A 17,803-nucleotide genomic window follows, 5' to 3' on the forward strand; every position below is an offset into this window, starting at 1 on the left:
GGAACGGTGGCTGTCAGGCAGTGGACCGTCAGTGAAGGGTGGACGAGAGCGGCTGCAGCTGCGCGGCATGCGCGGCGGGGCCGGTTGTCTGGGCGCTGAGCTGATCCAGAACCAGACCTATTTTGGCGGCAAGAACGGTGGCGCGTTGCGCCTGTTGTGGCTGGACGATCAGGGCGGCGAAGAGATTGGCATCCTCATATTCGCCATGCGCGGCGGCGGCGACCAGATTGGCAAAGCAGTTTTCATCGGCCCCAAGGCAGGTGCAGGTCATGCCATGGCGTACCAGTGGGCGGCGGCCCTCGGTGACGCAGAAATTGCAAAGGCGACCAAAATTCTCATAGGCCTGACGGCCCAGAACCGGACCAAGTGCAGCCAGTAGGTCCTGACGCAACGCGATGCGGCTGTCGGCACCGTTGAACCAGTGGCGCAGGTTGCGCACGGCCAGGGCCTCCAGGGCGGGCAAATCTGTCAGCAGGCCAACAGTGGCCCCGCCCCGTGGTGCCGCAGATGCGGCGGATGTGCTGTTGGAAATCATTTTGTCAGGATCAGCTTTCCGGCGCGGGTGATCCGCAGGCTGTAGATCTGGCCATTGAGCAGGATGCGGGCCTGGTTCCCGCCACGGGCGAGTTCCTCAGCGTGGTAGGTCGGGAAGACTTCGGTGGCTGCGGTTGTGGTGGTGGCGGCGTGGTCAAAAGTCATCTGGTTCATCAGGGTCACCCGTTTCGGTTTTCCGACCGATCCAGATACCATTCCAGGCAAAACCCCTGATCGCCACGCGGCAGCCCGTAGGCGTGCAGGCTGACCGACGCGCGGGTGCCTTCAACAGGGCGGTGGCGCAGGGAGAAGAATTGCAGAAGAAACGACATTGGACGATCTCGGTTGATTTGCTATCAGTCGGGCTGGCTGCACAATCACAGGTTGGCTGAACTACTTTATACCTGACTTATTTAATCAGAATCGTCAACCTGACTTTTTTAGTCAGATTAAGATTTTTTGCCGATCGCCTTAGCGTATGGCCCGGTGGTTTCTGCCATCAGGAAGAGGTGTAAGCCGCCACCAGCCTGTCAATGAAGAGCCGCAATCTCTGAGGCAGCGGACGGCGGTCCGGGTAGACCAGATACAGAGTGAGCTGTGTCTCCACGCCGGTGGGCGGCGGGGCAAGATCCAGCTGCCCCGCCGCATAGTCCGCATCGCACATCGGGCGCGGAAAGCAGCCACGCGCTGCGCCGGACCGCACCAGTTCCAGAGCGAGTGCAAAGGATTCACAGGTAATGCGGCTGTCTGCGCGCCGGTCCGTCAGGTGCCGCGCAAGCGGGCCGAGAATCGGCAGATCCTCATTTGCGAGCTGCCCCGGCGCCGCCGCCAGCACCACCGGCGTTTGAGACAGCACACGGGCAATCAGGCTGTCGCTGCCCGGACGGTTGCCGCGCAGCGCCAGATCGATGCCGTCGGCAATGAAGTCGGCAGGGGTGTCATCCACGGTTATGTTGATCGAGATCTGCGGATAATCACGCAGAAAGGCAGATGTGAGGGCTGCCAGTGGGGCCATGGGCAGCGCGGTGGGGACCGAGAGGCGCAGCAGACCGCTGGCCTTGGCCTCGGCTGCAACCAGATCGCGGGCGGCGTCGATCTCGTCGAGCGCGCGGCGGCAGCGGTCCAGAAATAGTGCTCCGGCGGGTGTCAGGGCCACACGCCGGGTGGTGCGGTCCAGCAGGCGCACGCCCAGGCTCTGTTCCAGGGTGCGGATGCGGCTGGTGACCGTGGAGGCTGGCAGTCCGAGGCGTCGCGCAGCAGCAGCAAAGCTGAGCTGATCTGCAACCTCAGCAAAGGTTTCTATGTTCTGAAGTCGATCCATTGAGCGAAATACCCGTTTAAAGCCTTCAGTATTAAACCGATTATTCCGTAATATGCGAGCGCTTACTCCTGTCGTACATCACAGGAGAAGACGATGAACAGACGTCAATTGCTGAAGAGTGGCGCGGCCTTGACCCTTAGTGGCGGCTTGCCCGCTGTCGCGCGGGCTGCGCCGCCGGGTGTATCCCTGCGCTGGTTGGGCGGCGCCATGCTGGAGATCGAGGCTGCGGGGCTTCGGGTGCTGACAGACCCCTGTCTTGGAGAGGGGCCTGAGGCCTTTGTCATGGGGGACCCGAATGAGATGTTCGACCTCGCGCGCGGGCCGAATATAAAGCCACATGCGCGGCTCACGCCCTTTCCGGGGCTGCGCTACGACCGCTATGATCTGGTGCTGCTGAGCCATGCCCATGAGGATCATTTCGACCAGGCGGCGCAGGCATGGCTGGACCCGAAGCTGCCGATGCTGGTGCCGCAGCATGACCTTGCAGCGGTGCGGCAGAAAGGCTTTGCCGCCAGCGCGCTGGCCCACGGCGAGATGCGGCGCATTGAAGGACCGGAGGGGGTTCTGCGGATCACGGCACTGCCTGCGGTTCATTCAGAGAACCCGGAGGTGGCGCGGTTGCTTGGGCTGGGCAACGGCTACCTGATCGAGGTGGAAACGGCCTTTGGCTTGGCGCGGATCTATTGGGCAGGCGACAGTTTTCTGGTGCCGCCGGTCTGGCAGGCTCTGAGAGCAGCGCAGGTTGCGGAGGCAGGTCTGCTGGATATCTTTGTCCCGCATCTGGGCGCTGTCGGCGGGGCGGGGGCGCTGGGGCAGATCTCCATGGATGGGGCGCAGGCGGCGGGGTTTGCGCAGCAGCTGGAGCCGCAGGCAGTACTGCCGATCCATCATTCGACCTATGCGCTGTACCGTGAGGGGCCGGAGGTATTGCGGCAACATCATGCAGAGCTGGCGCCGCGCTGGCGGTTGCGGACGCCGCCGGAAGGGGAGCGTATCCACCTTTGAACGCAAAATGGCCGCTCCCGGTGGAGCGGCCTTGGTCTTTGTCACGGGGCGCGGCCCTGAGATCAGTCGCGGGTGCCGGAGAAGCGCTCCTGCCAGTCCTCGCGCTGTTCGTCGGTGATCTTGGCAAAGAGCACCTCCGGCACGGTGAAGGCATGACCTGCGGGCAGCGCGCTGAGGGCGGCGGCCACATCGTCGGGCCAGCTGCGATCCTCGGTCTGAAGGGCGGCCAGCAGACGCTCGGTCGCGTCGGGGATGAAGGGGGCGGACAGCACCGCATAGAGCCGGATCAGGTTCAGCCCCAGACGCACCTGAGCGGCGGCCTGATCGGGGTCGGTTTTGAAGACGGACCAGGGCGCCACGGATTGCAGGTATTCATTGCCCGCGACCCAGATCGCCCGCAGCTCCTGCGTGGATTTGCGCACGTCCATGGCGGCCATATGGCCTTCATAGGCGGTAACACGGGTGCTGATCTCATCAATCAGCGCCTGTTCCGCCTCGCCGTAGTCATTGCCTGCGGGAACCGCCTCGCCGTATTTGGAGCGACAGAATTTGGTGATGCGGGACACGAAGTTGCCCAGCACGTCGGCGAGATCCTTGTTCACAGATTGCTGGAAATTCTCCCAAGTGAATTCGGAGTCGGAGCTTTCGGGGGCGTGGCTCAGCAGCCACCAGCGCCAGTAGTCCGCGGGCAGGATCTCCAGCGCCTGATCCATGAACACGCCGCGCCCCTGCGAGGTGGAGAACTGGCCGCCGTCATAGTTCAGGTAGTTGAACGACTTCAGGTGGTCGACCATCTTCCAAGGCTCGCCGGAACCCAGAATAGTGGCTGGGAAGGAGAGGGTGTGGAAGGGGACGTTGTCCTTGCCCATGAACTGGACGTATTTCACATCCTCAGCGCCCTTGTCGGTGCGCCACCAGCGTTCCCAATCGGCGTCGGTCTTGCCGTTGGCGTCGGCCCATTCCTTGGCGCAGGCGATGTATTCGATGGGGGCATCGAACCAGACGTAGAACACCTTGCCCTCCATGCCGGGCCAATCTTCATCGCCTTTCTTGACCGGGACACCCCAGTCGAGATCGCGGGTAATGCCGCGGTCCTGAAGGCCGTCGCCGTCATGCAGCCATTTCTTGGCAATCGAGGTGGTCAGGACCGGCCAGTCCTTCTTGGAGTCGATCCAGGCATCCAGCTGGTCCTTCAGCTGCGACTGGCAGAGGTACAGGTGCTTGGTCTCGCGCACTTCCAGATCGGTGGAGCCGGAAATCGCGGAGCGCGGGTCGATCAGATCGGTCGGGTCCAGCTGCTTGGTGCATTCCTCGCACTGGTCGCCGCGGGCGCGTTCATAGCCGCAGTTGGGACAGGTGCCTTCGATATAGCGGTCGGGCAGGAAGCGGCCATCGGCGTGGGAGTAGACCTGTTTTTCGGTCACTTCACGGATCAGCCCCTGCTCGGCCAGCTTGCCTGCGAAATGCTGGGTCAACGCGTGATTCTGCGGGCTGGAGGAGCGCCCAAAATGGTCAAAGCTGAGGCCGAACCCCTTGGCGATACCGGCCTGAACTTCGTGCATTTCGGCGCAGTAATCCGCGACCGGTTTGCCTGCCTTGGCGGCGGCCAGCTCGGCAGGGGTGCCGTGTTCGTCGGTGGCGCAGAGGAACATCACCTCATGGCCGCGTGCGCGCTGGTAGCGAGCATAGAGATCTGCGGGCAGCTGGCTGCCGACCAGATTGCCCAGATGCTTGATCCCGTTGATGTAGGGGATCGCTGAGGTAATGAGAAAGCGCGCCATATCATCCATCCAACTAAAGCTTTGCTGGCCCGTCTAGCGCATGGCGCTGCCGCCGGAAACCCCGCTGTGGGACTTGTGGCTAATTTCCCCGGCCTGGATGGTGTCTCAGGCCGTCTAGCGGCGCTCGCGGGAGCGTTTGAGCAGGCGGCCAATGGTGAAGGAGGTGCGCGGCGCATAGACGTAGCGGGTTCGGTCCTCAGGGGCGGGGCGGGCGCGCATTCGGGCGAGGCCAAAGATGATCAGCCCGAGGTGGCCCACGGCGACAAAGGCAAAGAGCGCGCCGGGACCGTAGTTTTCGATCAGCGCCGAGGTGATCAGCGGCGAGGCGATGGCGCCAAGGGCGTAGAAGAACATCAGCGCGGCGGCCAGTTCGATCCGTTGCTGGGAGGTGGCAAAGTCGTTGGCGTGTGCGGCGGAGACCGAGAAGATCGGCATGGTGGTGAAACCAAAGAACGCCGCAGAGGCCATAACGGCCCAGGTGCCCATGCCGCTGGCGGCCATGGTGATGCCACAGGACAGGATGGCCACCACCGACAGCCAGATCAGCACCCAGCGTCGGTCGTATTTGTCGGCGAGCCAGCCCAGCGGGTATTGCGCTAGCGCGCCGCCCAGAACAAATGTCGCGAGGAAGAAGGCGATCTGCCCGACCTCCAGCCCGACTTCTTGGCCGTAGATCGGGCCAACCATACGGAAGGATGCGGAGCTGAGGGCGGCGACGATCACACCGGCAACCGCCAGAGGTGAGCAGGCCCAGGCCAGTTTCGGGCGCAGCCGGGGGGCATCGGGAATGTCGGGCTGGCTGACCTTGGTCATGGTGAGCGGCAAGAGGGCCGCGCAGCAGAGGATCGCCAGCAGGTTATACGAAATGTAGGAGGCAGGCGGCAGCACCGCGATCAGCAGCTGCGCCACTAGCGAGGCGGAGAGGTCGACAATGCGATAGGTGCCCATGGCGCGCCCGCGGGTTTCATTGGTGACCTTGGCGTTCAGCCAGGCTTCGATCACGGTGTAACACCCTGCGACGCAGAGGCCGGAGGCTATCCGCATCACGGCCCATGCCAGCGGGTCTTCGGTCAGGGTGTGGCCGATCAATCCCATGGCGCCGAGGGCCGTACAGACCGCAAAGGCGCGGCTGTGGCCGACGTTGCCCATCAGGCGCGGCACCCACCAGCAACCGATGAAAAAACCAAGGAAATGCGCCGAGCCGAGAAAGCCGATCTGTTCCTTGTCAAAGCCCAGTGTGATGCCGGAGAGCGCATCCAGCGGGCCAACGCCGCCGGTCGAAAGCTGCAACAGGATCACCGAGAGAAACAGCGCCGCAAAGGAAATCATCATTCGCATAATGGCCAGTCATGACCGCTGCGAGGATGGATTGCACGGGTGTTTCCGACATTTTCCCAATTGGCGTGTCGTATTGTGCCGGGCGCGGCAGATTTGCCGCGCCGGGGAACCTGTTCTGGATCAGGGATGCGCGGTTCAGTCGTCGCGCTGGGCGATCTCTCCACCCGATTTGGCCCAGGCGGTAAAGCCGCCCTCAAGATGCATCACCGGTCCCAGTCCCATTTCCATCGCGGCCTTGGCTGCAAGGGCCGATCGCCAGGCGCTGGCGCAGTAAAACACATAGGTCTTGTCCTGATTGAACACCGGTTTATGGTAGGGGCTGTCAGGGTCGATCCAGAATTCCAACATCCCGCGCGGGCAGGAAAAGGCGCCTGGAATCATGCCGCTGGACTGCAATTCGCGGATATCGCGCAGGTCGATGAAGACATAGGCGTCATCATGGATGGCCTCTTTTGCGGTCTCCACGGACATGGTGTCCACAACGGCGTTGGCCTCGTCAAGGAGCGCCTTGACGCCTTTTGTGATGGTTTGGGGCATGCTGTGCTTCCTCTGGCTGTTAGATGCACAGGCTGCCGGGTTTTGCCCGGGGTGACAAGCACCGCTTGCCCGGTGTCAGCCGGTTAGTTACCACTTGTAAGGGATGGCATCACCCCCGTCGGCGATCCAGGCATCAAAGCCGCCTTTCAAAAAGACCGCCCGCTGCAATCCCATTTCCAGCGCGGTCCTGGCAGCCAGGGCCGAGCGCCATCCGTTGTCACAATAGAAGATGAAGGCCCGATCTTCGGCAAAGACTGGTTTGTGGTAGGGGCTGGATGGATCAATCCAGAACTCCATCAGGCCGCGCGGGCAGGACAGGGCTCCGGGGATGACGCCGGTGCGTTCAACTTCGCGGATAACCCGCAGGTCGACAAACAGGCTGTCGTCACGGTCATGCAGATCTGCCGCCTCTGCCGGGGAAATCGACATCACGATGGCTTCAGCTTCTGCGATCAGGTCTTTGTAGCTTTTGGACATAGAGAACGTCATGTTGTCACTCTCCTTTTCTAGATTTCCGACAATTTTAATTGTATCACATCCATCGTGTTTCACGTCTGGATTGTGCGTGAAAGGTTAACGCCCCGATGTGCGGGGGAGGCAGCTGGTTGCACTGGGCTGCGGGTGGGCTAGGGTCTGTTGCGAGTTGCAACAACAGGATCCCGATCATGAAGATGAACCCGCTTGGCCGCACCGGCATGGAGGTGTCACAGATCTGTCTCGGCACCATGACCTTTGGCACCCAGACGGGGGAGGAGGATGCCCATGCGCAGATTGATGCGGCCTTGGCGGCGGGGGTGAATTTCCTTGATACGGCGGAAATGTATCCGGTGAACCCGATCAGCGCGGAGACGGTCGGTGACAGCGAGGCAATCATCGGGACCTGGAATGCCAAGACCGGGCGGCGCGGGGATTACATCCTTGCCACCAAACATTCCGGCGAAGGGCTGCAGGCGGTGCGGGATGGGGCACCGATTACAGCGGAGACCATCGCACCCACGATCGAAGGATCCTTGCGGCGGCTGCAGACGGATTACATCGACCTCTATCAGTTTCACTGGCCAAATCGGGGCAGCTATATGTTCCGCAAGAACTGGCAGTATGATCCGGGCGGCGATGACCGGGCGGCGGTGCTGGACAACATGGCGGAATGTCTGGAGGCGCTGAAGGCTCAGGTGGACAAGGGCAATATTCGCGCCTTTGGTCTGTCAAACGAGAGCGCCTGGGGCACGGCACACTGGCTGCGACTGGCCGAGCAGACCGGCGGGCCACGGGTGGCCTCGATCCAGAATGAATATTCGCTGCTGTGCCGGTTGTATGACACCGACCTGGCTGAGCTGAGCCTCTACGAAGACGTGGGGCTGCTGGCGTTTTCGCCATTGGCAACGGGTTTGCTCACGGGGAAATATCAGGATGGTGCGGTGCCTGAGGCCTCGCGCAAGACATTGAGCCCGGAACTGGGCGGGCGTGACACGGATCGGGTCTATCCGGCGGTGGCGGCCTATCTGGAGATCGCCGAACGTCACGGTTTGGATCCGGTGCATATGGCGCTGGCCTGGTGCCATACGCGGCCGTTCATGGCCTCGGCCATTTTTGGAGCGACCACGTTGGCGCAGCTGGAGCATGTGCTGGCGGGGGCGGATCTGACCCTGTCGCAGGAGGTGCTGGAGGAGATCGACATCGCCCATCGTGCCCATCCCATGCCCTATTGATCACTAGGACTGCTGATAAAGCGAAACGGGCAGCCCGATGGGGCCGCCCGTTTTTGTGTGATCTATCTGCGCCCGAGCTTCAGTAAGAGCCGGTGGAATGGCGCGGCAGTGGCCCGCTTTGGCGCAGGGGGCTTTGACCTTGTGACAGAGGCGCCTGGCTGAACAGCGGTTTGCTCGTGGCAAGACGTGTGGGCGCGGCGCTTGCAAGGCTTGCCTGCCGCAACTCGCGCGCTGTGGTGCCATGGGCGGTGCGGAAGGCGCGGGCAAAGCTGGACTGCGAGTTGAAGCCGGTTGCTAGCGCCACCTCCATGATTGGCAGATCTGTGTCGGTGACCAACCGGCGGGCCTCAGCCAGACGCAGTTGCAGGTAATGGTCCTGCGGCGTGGTGTTCAGCCGCAGGCGGAACTGCTGTTGCAGGCTGCGGGTGCTGGTGCCCAGTTCGTCGGCGATGTCGCGCAGCGGTTTGGGATCATCCAGCGCTGCCTCCATCAGGGCGTTGGCCCGTGCGGTGAGGGTGGAATGTTTGGAACTGCCAAGACGGCTTTGCGGGCGCTCGGTGGAGCCGGGGCCGTCATAGAGGAACAGGCCCGCCACGCGTGAGGCAAAGCCTGCACCATGGCGGCTGCCGATGATGTGCAGCATCATTTCAATGGCAGGTGTCGCGCCGCCGGAGGTCATGCGGCCCTCGGAGAGGGTGAAGCGGTCGTTGCGGCATTGCACACCGGGGAAGCGGCTGGCGAAATTGTCCAGATCTTCCCAATGGGTGGTGGCCGGGTGGCCGTCAAGCAGACCGGCCTCGGCCATCAGCCAGGGGCCACCGTCGATGCCCGCGATGGTCGCGCCACCTGCCGCCAGACGGCGCAGGCCGGCCAGCAGGCTGGGGGTGGCGTGGCGGGCCAGCTGGAAGCCAGCGATCACGATCAGCAACTCGCAGCTTTGCAGTCGCGCGAGCGGGATGCCGGGGACGCTGAGACCGCTGGTCAGCATCGCAGGCTCGCTGGTTGCGGTGACATAGTCCCAATCAAACGCACCGCGACCGGCCAGCCGATTGGCGGCGCGCATCGGATCTACGGCCGCGGCGAAGGACAGCGTATTGCTCTCATCAAGCACCAAAACGGCCGTTTTTAGCGGCTGATTCTCGGGCTGGAGGATGTTTTTTGCGGATTTCATCAAGTTCGATTCGCATGTTGCCTAGTGTGTGCACCAAGGCTGCGGCACTGTCGAAAACAACACAAACAGGAATCTGGGGGCAGGCTTGGGGATAACTCGGGCACAACCCTGTACATTGAGGGGAAAACCAAAATGCCTCTGAATATGGCCAAAAACGTCTTCATCACCTGCGCCGTCACCGGCTCTGGCAGCACCCAGGATCGCAGCCCGCATGTGCCCAGATCGCCCAAAGCGATTGCTGAGAGTGCCATTGCGGCGGCCAAGGCCGGGGCGGCGATCGTGCATTGCCATGTGCGTGATCCGGAAACCGGCGCGCCCTCGCGCGATCTGGCGCTTTACCGCGAAGTGACTGACCGGATCCGTGAAAGCGACACCGATGTGGTGCTGAACCTCACCGCAGGTATGGGCGGCGACATGGTGTTTGGCGACACCGAAAACCCGCTGCCGCTGAATGAGGCTGGCACCGATATGATTGGCGCCACCGCCCGGATGGCGCATGTGGCCGAATGCCTGCCGGAGATCTGCACGCTGGATTGCGGCACGATGAATTTCGCCGAGGCCGATTACGTGATGACCAACACGCCGGGCATGTTGCGGGCGATGGGTCAGATGATGACGGATCTGGGGGTGAAGCCGGAGATCGAAGCCTTTGACACGGGTCATCTGTGGTTCGCCAAGGAGCTGGTGAAGGAAGGCGTGCTGAACAGCCCCGCTTTGGTGCAGCTGTGCATGGGGGTCCCCTGGGGCGCGCCCAATGACCTCAACACCTTCATGGCGATGGTGAACAATGTGCCGGACGACTGGGACTGGTCGGCGTTTTCGCTTGGGCGCGATCAGATGGCCTATGTGGCGGCCTCCGTCTTGGCGGGCGGCAATGTGCGGGTGGGGCTTGAGGACAACCTGTGGCTTGGCAAAGGGCAGCTGGCGGAAAACTGGCAGTTGGTCGAACGCGCGGGCACCATCATTGAAAACATGGGGGCCAAGCTGATGGGGCCGGATGAGGTGCGCGCCCAGCTGGGTCTGGTGAAACGCGCACCGGTGACGAAGTAATACGCGTTTCAAAAAAAAGGGGGGCAAACGTGCCCCCTGACACAGGGCGGCGACAATTCAGGGTTGAAGCTCAAAAAGGAACTGGATTACTTGGTTGAATGATATTCCTTCCATTCTTCGCTGCCTCGATGCTGTCCCTCACCGCTTTCCTTCAGTCCGAGGCCGCTTGGTGGAAAGGGCCGCTTGCGGCGCTCGTGCTGTTTTTGGCCGGGTTTGGGGTCGCGGTCGGTCTGTCCGACGCTGTAGTGGAAAACAGCATTGCCCCACCTGCCATGGGGATCGCAGCCGGGGCGTGGCTTGGTGCCGGGGTTATCGGTCTGGGAGCAGTTCTTGCTCTGATTTTGCGAAAGTCCCTGTCCCCGGGCCGGATCGCCGGGACCGCCTTCCTTGGCGGTTTTGCGTTCTTCGGTGTTCTGCCTTTCCTCATCTAAAGCAGATCACAAGTTTCGCGCTGCCAGCGCATTTGAATTCAATGAAAATGAAAACTGCCTGCTTGCCAGCGGGCAAGGAAGCCATGCGCGCTTAACCCGCGCGACGTGCTCGTGTGGTTCATGGGCCAATGTCTTTTGGAGAACAATGTCATGACAAAAACAGCAGCAATCATCGGTGGCGGGGTTATTGGCGGCGGCTGGGCCGCGCGGTTCCTGCTGAATGGCTGGGATGTGCGGGTGTTCGACCCGGACCCGGAGGCAGAGCGCAAGATTGGCGAAGTTCTTGCCAATGCGCGGCGCTCTTTGCCGGGCCTTGGTAATGTGGCGCTGCCTGCGGAGGGCCGTCTCAGCTACCATGCGACCATTGAAGAGGCGGTGGCCGGGGCGATCTGGGTTCAGGAAAGCGTGCCGGAGCGGTTGGAACTGAAACAGAAAGTCTATGGCGCTTTGCAGGCGCATGTCGCGGCGGACGCTGTTATCGGTTCGTCCACCTCTGGTTACAAACCGTCGCAATTGCAGGATGGGTTCAGCAATGCCGCCCAGATCGTGGTCGCGCATCCGTTCAACCCGGTCTACCTGATGCCGCTGGTGGAACTGGTCACAACCGAGGTCAATCCGGCCAGCGTGATCGACAGCGCCAAGGCAATCATCACCGAGATCGGGATGTACCCGCTGCATCTGAAGAAAGAGATCGACGCGCATGTGGCCGACCGCTTCCTTGAGGCGGTCTGGCGCGAGGCGCTGTGGCTGGTCAAGGATGGCATCGCCACCACCGAAGAGATCGACAACGCCATCCGCTATGGGTTTGGTATCCGCTGGGCGCAGATGGGGCTGTTTGAAACCTACCGCGTGGCGGGCGGTGAAGCGGGCATGAAGCATTTCATGGCGCAGTTTGGCCCGGCACTGAAATGGCCCTGGACCAAGCTGATGGATGTGCCGGAGTTCACGGATGAGCTGGTCGATCTGATTGCGGGCCAGTCGGATGACCAGTCTGGCCATCACTCGATCCGCGCGTTGGAGCGTATTCGCGACGATAACCTTGTGGGTATGATGCGGGCGCTGGGCGCCAATGACTGGGGAGCAGGCGCGCTGCAGAACGCCCATGACGCGGAGCGCGAGGGGGAGGCTGGGTTGGTGCGGTCGATGGACGGTCTGGAGGACCTGAGCCAGCCGGTGCTGACGCAGAGCCGGATCGTGCCGCTGGACTGGACCGACTATAACGGCCATATGACCGAGAGCCGCTATCTGGATGCCTTTGCCCAGTCCACCGATCGGCTGATGATGATCATCGGCTGCGATGCGGAGTATATCGCCAGTGGCGGCAGCTATTTCACCGCCGAAACCCACATCCGCCACATCGACGAGGTGCATGCGGGAGATCCGATCCAGGTGCGGACGCGGGTGATCATGGGCGCGGGCAAGAAAATGCACTTGTGGCACGAGATGTATTCCGGTGAACGGCTGCTGGCGACCGGGGAGCATATGCTGCTGCATGTGGATCTTGCGACCCGCCGCTCGGCGCCGCCTGCGGCGCATATCGAGGCCAACCTGGTGAAGCTGGCCGAAGCCCATGCTTCGCTGGCAGCGCCAGAGGGGCTGGGCCGCGCGATTGGTGCGCCGCGGTGAGCGCTGAAGGGATGCGCCGTGTTCTGGTGACCGCCGGCGGGTCAGGGATTGGCCGGGCGATGGCGGAAGGATTCGCCGCCGCCGGGCATCAGGTCTGGGTCACGGATGTCAGCGCGGTGGCGCTGGCTGACGTGCCTGAGGGGTGGCGGACAACGGTGGTGGATGCCACCGATGAGGCGGGCGTGAAGGTGCTGTTCGCAGAGATCGCTGAGGTCTGGGGCGGGCTGGATGTGTTGTGCGCCAATGCAGGTGTTGCCGGGCCGACCGCGCTGATTGAGGATATCGCGCTGGAGGATTGGCGCAAATGCGTCAGCGTCAACCTGGAGGGCTGCTTTCTGGCGGCGAAATATGCGGCTCCTTTGATGAAGGCAGCGAGGGCCGGGTCGATCATCGTGACGTCTTCGACCGCTGGGCTGTACGGCTATCCCAACCGGGCGCCGTATGCTTCGGCGAAATGGGCGGTGATCGGGCTGATGAAGACCTTGGCGATGGAGCTGGGCCCCTTTGGCATCCGCGCCAATGTAATCTGTCCCGGTGCAGTCGAGGGTCCGCGGATGGAGGGCGTGCTGGAGCGTGAGGCAGCAGCCAAGGGCATGACCCGCGATCAGGTCTATGAGGGCTATGCCTCTGGGACCTCGATGCGGTCCTTTGTCGAAGCGCGGGACATTGCCAATATGGCAGTGTTTCTGGGGTCGGACGCGGCGCGACTGGTGTCAGGGCAGGTGATCGCAGTGGATGGCCATACGGAGAACCCGGACCCGAAGCTGTGATGATGTGGCAGCGGGCGTGGAGGCCTGCCGTTTGATGAAATCTGTCGCAGAACCGATAGGGCGGGCGAAACAGATTTAACTGGAGATCGCCGCCCTGAGCGCCCTGAGCCGCCCCGGCAATTGCCGCGCGGTGATATCTGCCTCGCGCACCAGATCGTCGAAATGGCTGCTAAAGGTCTCGACCCGCTCCTTGTCGCGGAAGGCGAGATAATGGCTGCCTGCGTAAAACACACAAAGCAGCGGGCCAAAGACGGTGAGTGGCGCTGAATAGAGCCGCTTGGCATCAAAGAGATAGATCCGCAGGCGCGGATAAAGCTGGGTGCAGAGCTGTTCGAAATGGTCGAGCTGCTGCAGCCGGATGTCCAGCGGCAGGCCTTCATAATATCCAACCGCATGGGCAAAGCTGTCCAACTCATAGATTGGCATGGCGATTTCATAGTCGGAGGCCGATTGCCGCATCCATGTCAGTCGATCCTCAGAGGCGCCGATGGCCTGATCGGCGGTGCGCCCCAGATGCGGGGCATATTCCCATTCCAGCAGCGCGCGCGTCTTGAGCATGTCGGGCAGGGCGGCAGGGACATGGCGGATCTTGTAACCCTGCGCCTCTTGGTGCCATTCAAAGATGCGTTCATCCACCAAGGCGCGCGGAGCCTTGGCCATCGACAGGCTGGCTGCGACCAGATCTGCGGCGTTTTCCGGGCGATCCGACAGGCTGAGGAGCCAGTCGGCAGAAACCCCAAGTGCGCCTGCACAGGCACCGACCACATGGGCATTGGGCAGCCGCGCCCCCGCATCGGTCAGAAGCTGCGATATGGTCGAGCGATCCACCCCGATGGCGCGGGCGAGCGCGCTTTGGCTGAGACCGCTGTCGCGGAGCGCCCGGTTGAGGCGCAGGCGAAACTGCTCGGCGCGCAAGCGTTTGTCCATAATATCAATCATGTGATGAATTATATCACGATTGCTGAATTTTGTTAATCATATTCGGAATTCTGCATCGCCCGGCATCCGTGTAGGCCAGAGGAAAGGTAAGAAAAACAGGAGGCTGCGAATGGACACACGGGCGCGATCAGTGGTGAAAGCGGTGATCTGGAATCTGCTGGGGCTGGCGATGATGGCGGGGGTTGGCTGGCTGCTGACCGGTTCACTTGCCCTTGGCGGGACGCTGGCGCTGGTCAACACCTGCGTCGGCTTCCTGTGTTACCTGCTGTATGAACGGATCTGGGCCGGAGTGCGCTGGGGGCGGCGGCATGTCTGATCCTCAGATCAGCCCTCCGGTGCCGGACGAGCGCGCCGCGCTGGAGCGGGTGCAGGTGCAATTGGGGCGTGTCGAATGGGGCACGCTGGCGCTGATGCTGGGATGTTATGCGGCCTGGGGCGCGGCGCTGGCTTGGCTGCCACTGGTATCTGTCAGGCTGGCGGTGCCGGTTCTGGCCTGCCTGATCACGTTGCAGTCCTCGCTCAGCCATGAGGCGTTGCATGGTCATCCGTTTCGTCTCCGGGTGTTGAATGAGGCGCTGATGTTTCTGCCGCTCAATCTGGCGATTCCTTATGGGCGGTTTCGCGACACCCATCTGGCCCATCACCATGATGAGCGGTTGACCGATCCATATGATGACCCGGAGACCAATTATCTGGATCCGGCGCAATGGCGGCGGTTCGGAGGCGCGCAGCGCGGCTTGCTCTGGCTCAACAATACGCTGGCGGGGCGGGTGTTGCTGGGGCCGCTGCTGGGGCAGATCCGATTTATGGCCGAAGACTGGCGATTGATCCGGCGCGGCGATGAACCGGTTCTGCGCGACTGGTTGCTGCATCTCCTCGGTGCGGGGCTGACACTGTGGCTGGTGGCGCAGAGCGCGCTGCCGTTCTGGGCCTATCTGCTGGCGGCCTATCTGGGGCTGGCGATCTTGAAGATCCGCACCTTCCTGGAGCATCGCGCGCATCTTGATCCGGCGGCGCGTACGGTGATTATCGAGCGCGGCGGCGTGCTTGGATTTCTGTTTCTGAACAATCACCTGCATGTGGTGCATCATTGCCATCCGGGGGTGCCCTGGCATGAGTTGCCGCGCCTCTACCAGGGGCGGCGGGCGCAGTTTCTGGCCCGGAATGACGGCTATGCCTACCCTTCCTATGGTGTGGTCATGCGCCGCTATGCGCTGCGGGCAAAGGACCCGGTCGCACATCCCATCTGGTCAGAGCCGCAATAGCCCCCCATAAGGGGCACATGACATTGTGGATCCCCATCGCCATCGCGGCTGCCAGTTTTCAGACCGTCCGCTTTATGCTGCAAAAAGTGTTGAGCAGCGTCACGCTGTCGACGGCGGGGGCGACGTTTTCGAGATTTGTCTATTCCGCGCCGCTGATCTGGGCCGGGCTGCTGGCCTATCTGGCGGTGTCAGGGCAGAAGATACCAGCGCTGTCTGCGACGTTCTGGATGTTTGCCACCATCGGTGGCACCGCCCAGATCCTTGCGACAGTCTGTGTGGTGGCGCTGTTCCGGCAGCGCAATTTTGCCGTGGGGATTACCTTCAAGAAAACCGAGGTGATCCAGACCGCGCTGGTCGGGCTGGTGGTGCTGGGAGATCAGATCACGCCCTTGGGCTGGGTGGCGATTGTGATCGGCCTATGTGCGGTGCTGGTGCTGTCGAAGACGCCGCAGAGCAAGGGGCCGTGGTGGCGGCATCTGTCCAGCCCGGCGTCGCTGCTGGGGCTTGGGTCGGGGGTGCTCTTTGCCTTCTCAGCGGTGAGTTATCGCGCGGCCTCGCTGGAACTGGATGCGCTGGCACCAGCATTTCGCGCCGGTGTGACGCTGGCCATCGTCGTGAGCCTGCAGACGCTGTTCATGCTGGTTTGGCTGAAGTGGCGGGAACCGGGAGAGATCGCGCGGGTCTGGGCGGCGCGGCGTGTGGCGATCTGGGTTGGCCTGACCAGCATGGCAGGATCCTTCTGCTGGTTCTGGGCCTTCACTTTGCAGAACGCCGCCTATGTGAAGGCTCTGGGGCAGATTGAATTGCTGCTGTCACTGCTGGCGTCGGTGTTGTTCTTCAAGGAGCAGATCACCCGGCGCGAGATTGTCGGCATGGGTTTGCTGATCCTGTCGATCCTGGCGCTGCTGCTGGCAATCTGAGCGGCCTGCGTTGCGGCCTTTGGTGACGGGTCAGTCGTCCGTGGGCATCGGATAGCCCTTCAGCCTCAGAAAATGGCTTGATTCATCATCGTTGCGAAAGAACGGAACGCTTTCGGGTGGGCCATCCTGACGGATGCGTCGGGTGACCTCCGCCAGCACCACCTCGGTGATGAAGGGCAGATCATAGGTGCGGACCTGGCTGAGTGGGATCCATTGCAGATGCGACAGCTCGTCCGAGGCGCGGGAGAAATCGTCGATATCGCTGTTGATATGCGCGGCATCCACCAGAAAAAACCGGGCGTCGAACCGGCGCGGGCGGCCGGGTGGTGTGATGGCGCGGAAGACAAATTGCAGCGTCTCGGCGGCAGGCAGGTGGCCGGTGGCGGCGAAGTCGATCCAGTCTGCCTCAGGCGTGGCGGCCCATGTGCCGGGCTGTCCGAGGATGAGGCCGGTTTCCTCCCACAGTTCGCGAATGGCGGCGACGGCGAGGGCGTGATGCAGACCCGCCGGGGATTGCTCGGACAGGCGATCCTGGCAGAGCTGCGGCAGCGGGTTGGCGAGCGGCACATCGGCGTCCCCGGGATCGACAGCGCCGCCGGGAAACACCACTTTGTTGGGCATAAAGGCAGCTTTGGCGCCGCGCTGGCCCATCAGGACCTGAGGATCATCGCCCATCCGATCGCGCACCGCGATAATTGTCGCGGCATTGCGGATCGGAGTGGTGTCCCGGCGCGCGGCGGCGGCATCGGCATAACCGTTGTCGATGGTCGCCTTGGCCGGGGTGGGCGATTTGCTCATGTCTGCGTCTTTCTTAACTCTGGCGAGTCAGCTTTCCTTGCCGAAGCCGTGCATCCGACGCGCCCATTGATAGGCGATCACGATACCCTTCATCCGGGGCAGGAGAAACAGCGATGACAGCAGGCAGCCAAGCGAAAACACGGTGAAGGTAACCATAGGCTCAGGCCGCCAGGTGAAATAGACCACATGGAGCAGCGGCGCCATAATGTGACCGACCAGCAGAATGGTCAGATACGCCGGGCCGTCATCAGCGCGGGCGCTGGTGAGGTCGAGCCCGCAATTGGAGCAGTTGTCGTTGACCTTCAGATATGAATGCAACAGTTTGCCTTCGCCGCAATTGGGGCATTTGCACCGCCAGCCGCGCAGCACAGCGGGCATGGTGGGGCGGTCTTCCGGAGTATCAGTTTTGAGATCGGCTGAAAGTGCCGCAGATGACTCGGTCATAACAAATCCTATCTTTTGCCCGCATATTTGAGCGCATTGGCCGCAAGTTTAAAGGGGCAGTCCGCTGTAGTGCGTCGGCATGCCGCAAGAGTGCGCTGCCCGCACCTTTGGTGCAATGCGCTGCCCGAAATTTCTCCTGAGCTTTTGATTTTTTTGCGACGGAA

21 protein-coding genes are annotated in these 17,803 nt (G+C 62.2%); 9 read left to right on the top strand and 12 right to left on the bottom strand.

Features of this window, described 5'->3' with window-relative positions:
- Window positions 1-28: 28 nt before the first annotated feature.
- The 4 genes from J4721_RS00690 to J4721_RS00705 form a co-directional block, all read right to left on the bottom strand.
- Window positions 29-535, bottom strand: a complete 507-nt coding sequence (locus J4721_RS00690) for a hypothetical protein (protein WP_211001879.1) — start codon at window positions 533-535, stop codon at window positions 29-31.
- A complete protein-coding gene (gene hemP / locus J4721_RS00695; protein WP_036767300.1) occupies window positions 532-708 on the bottom strand; it encodes a hemin uptake protein HemP in 177 nt (58 codons plus the stop codon). The genes J4721_RS00690 and hemP overlap by 4 nt, the downstream gene beginning before the upstream one ends.
- A 5-nt stretch (window positions 709-713) precedes the next feature.
- The gene (locus J4721_RS00700) at window positions 714-866 is read right to left on the bottom strand and encodes a hypothetical protein (protein WP_155805589.1); all 153 of its coding nucleotides are present in this window, start codon (window positions 864-866) and stop codon (window positions 714-716) included.
- Window positions 867-1,033: 167 nt separating this feature from the next.
- The gene (locus tag J4721_RS00705; protein WP_211001880.1) at window positions 1,034-1,855 is read right to left on the bottom strand and encodes a LysR family transcriptional regulator; all 822 of its coding nucleotides are present in this window, start codon (window positions 1,853-1,855) and stop codon (window positions 1,034-1,036) included.
- Window positions 1,856-1,948: 93 nt separating this feature from the next.
- Between J4721_RS00705 and J4721_RS00710 the strand changes: the two genes are divergently transcribed.
- Window positions 1,949-2,860: an MBL fold metallo-hydrolase gene (locus J4721_RS00710; RefSeq protein ID WP_211001881.1), complete on the top strand. Its 912-nt coding sequence runs from the start codon at window positions 1,949-1,951 to the stop codon at window positions 2,858-2,860.
- Window positions 2,861-2,922: 62 nt separating this feature from the next.
- Here the strand turns inward: J4721_RS00710 and metG are convergent, their stop codons facing one another.
- The 4 genes from metG to J4721_RS00730 all read right to left on the bottom strand — a co-directional run bounded on the left by metG (window position 2,923) and on the right by J4721_RS00730 (window position 7,005).
- Window positions 2,923-4,641, bottom strand: a complete 1,719-nt coding sequence (gene metG / locus J4721_RS00715) for a methionine--tRNA ligase (protein WP_247655745.1) — start codon at window positions 4,639-4,641, stop codon at window positions 2,923-2,925.
- A gap of 114 nt (window positions 4,642-4,755) precedes the next feature.
- Entirely contained in the window at window positions 4,756-5,979 is a 1,224-nt protein-coding gene (locus tag J4721_RS00720; protein WP_211001883.1) for an MFS transporter, read from the bottom strand.
- Between the two features lie 135 nt (window positions 5,980-6,114).
- A complete protein-coding gene (locus J4721_RS00725; protein ID WP_076619450.1) occupies window positions 6,115-6,516 on the bottom strand; it encodes a rhodanese-like domain-containing protein in 402 nt (133 codons plus the stop codon).
- Between the two features lie 87 nt (window positions 6,517-6,603).
- Complete coding sequence (locus tag J4721_RS00730; protein WP_211001884.1) at window positions 6,604-7,005, bottom strand: rhodanese-like domain-containing protein; 402 nt, start codon at window positions 7,003-7,005, stop codon at window positions 6,604-6,606.
- 176 nt (window positions 7,006-7,181) lie between these two features.
- Here J4721_RS00730 and J4721_RS00735 point away from each other — a divergent pair, with 176 nt between their 5' ends.
- Complete coding sequence (locus J4721_RS00735; RefSeq protein ID WP_102848769.1) at window positions 7,182-8,225, top strand: aldo/keto reductase; 1,044 nt, start codon at window positions 7,182-7,184, stop codon at window positions 8,223-8,225.
- A gap of 79 nt (window positions 8,226-8,304) precedes the next feature.
- Here J4721_RS00735 and J4721_RS00740 read toward each other — a convergent pair whose 3' ends face one another.
- Complete coding sequence (locus J4721_RS00740) at window positions 8,305-9,396, bottom strand: GlxA family transcriptional regulator (protein ID WP_102869636.1); 1,092 nt, start codon at window positions 9,394-9,396, stop codon at window positions 8,305-8,307.
- A 132-nt stretch (window positions 9,397-9,528) separates the two neighbouring features.
- Here J4721_RS00740 and J4721_RS00745 point away from each other — a divergent pair, with 132 nt between their 5' ends.
- The 4 genes from J4721_RS00745 (at window position 9,529) to J4721_RS00760 (ending at window position 13,273) form a co-directional block, all read left to right on the top strand.
- A complete protein-coding gene (locus J4721_RS00745; protein ID WP_211001885.1) occupies window positions 9,529-10,446 on the top strand; it encodes a 3-keto-5-aminohexanoate cleavage protein in 918 nt (305 codons plus the stop codon).
- Window positions 10,447-10,544: 98 nt separating this feature from the next.
- Window positions 10,545-10,877 carry a hypothetical protein gene (locus J4721_RS00750; protein WP_211001886.1) on the top strand — a complete coding sequence of 111 codons (333 nt, stop codon included), beginning with the start codon at window positions 10,545-10,547 and terminating at the stop codon, window positions 10,875-10,877.
- A gap of 150 nt (window positions 10,878-11,027) precedes the next feature.
- The gene (locus J4721_RS00755) at window positions 11,028-12,503 is read left to right on the top strand and encodes a carnitine 3-dehydrogenase (RefSeq protein WP_211001887.1); all 1,476 of its coding nucleotides are present in this window, start codon (window positions 11,028-11,030) and stop codon (window positions 12,501-12,503) included.
- Window positions 12,504-12,514: 11 nt separating this feature from the next.
- Window positions 12,515-13,273, top strand: coding sequence for an SDR family oxidoreductase (locus J4721_RS00760; RefSeq protein ID WP_211002279.1), 759 nt, complete (start codon window positions 12,515-12,517; stop codon window positions 13,271-13,273).
- Between the two features lie 75 nt (window positions 13,274-13,348).
- Here the strand turns inward: J4721_RS00760 and J4721_RS00765 are convergent, their stop codons facing one another.
- Window positions 13,349-14,212, bottom strand: coding sequence for a helix-turn-helix domain-containing protein (locus J4721_RS00765; protein ID WP_014873955.1), 864 nt, complete (start codon window positions 14,210-14,212; stop codon window positions 13,349-13,351).
- A 109-nt stretch (window positions 14,213-14,321) separates the two neighbouring features.
- Here J4721_RS00765 and J4721_RS00770 point away from each other — a divergent pair, with 109 nt between their 5' ends.
- From J4721_RS00770 to J4721_RS00780, 3 genes are read left to right on the top strand one after another with little or no spacing between them, the layout of a single operon-like run.
- Window positions 14,322-14,528, top strand: a complete 207-nt coding sequence (locus J4721_RS00770) for a DUF2061 domain-containing protein (RefSeq protein ID WP_014873956.1) — start codon at window positions 14,322-14,324, stop codon at window positions 14,526-14,528.
- Window positions 14,521-15,477, top strand: coding sequence for a fatty acid desaturase (locus J4721_RS00775; RefSeq protein WP_211001888.1), 957 nt, complete (start codon window positions 14,521-14,523; stop codon window positions 15,475-15,477). The genes J4721_RS00770 and J4721_RS00775 overlap by 8 nt, the downstream gene beginning before the upstream one ends.
- A gap of 17 nt (window positions 15,478-15,494) precedes the next feature.
- Entirely contained in the window at window positions 15,495-16,397 is a 903-nt protein-coding gene (locus J4721_RS00780) for a DMT family transporter (protein WP_027247735.1), read from the top strand.
- A gap of 30 nt (window positions 16,398-16,427) precedes the next feature.
- On the opposite strand, the gene J4721_RS00785 is transcribed toward J4721_RS00780, so the two are convergent.
- Together J4721_RS00785 and J4721_RS00790 are read right to left on the bottom strand one after the other, a co-directional pair.
- Window positions 16,428-17,195 (bottom strand): NUDIX hydrolase, encoded by a 768-nt coding sequence (locus tag J4721_RS00785; protein ID WP_014879443.1) that lies wholly within the window; start codon window positions 17,193-17,195, stop codon window positions 16,428-16,430.
- A 27-nt stretch (window positions 17,196-17,222) separates the two neighbouring features.
- On the bottom strand, window positions 17,223-17,639 hold the full coding sequence (locus J4721_RS00790) for a DUF983 domain-containing protein (RefSeq protein ID WP_014879444.1): 417 nt from the start codon (window positions 17,637-17,639) through the stop codon (window positions 17,223-17,225).
- Window positions 17,640-17,803 lie beyond the last annotated feature (164 nt).

Source organism: Phaeobacter sp. HS011 (assembly GCF_018101215.1).
Classification (GTDB): Bacteria; Pseudomonadota; Alphaproteobacteria; order Rhodobacterales; family Rhodobacteraceae; genus Phaeobacter; species Phaeobacter inhibens.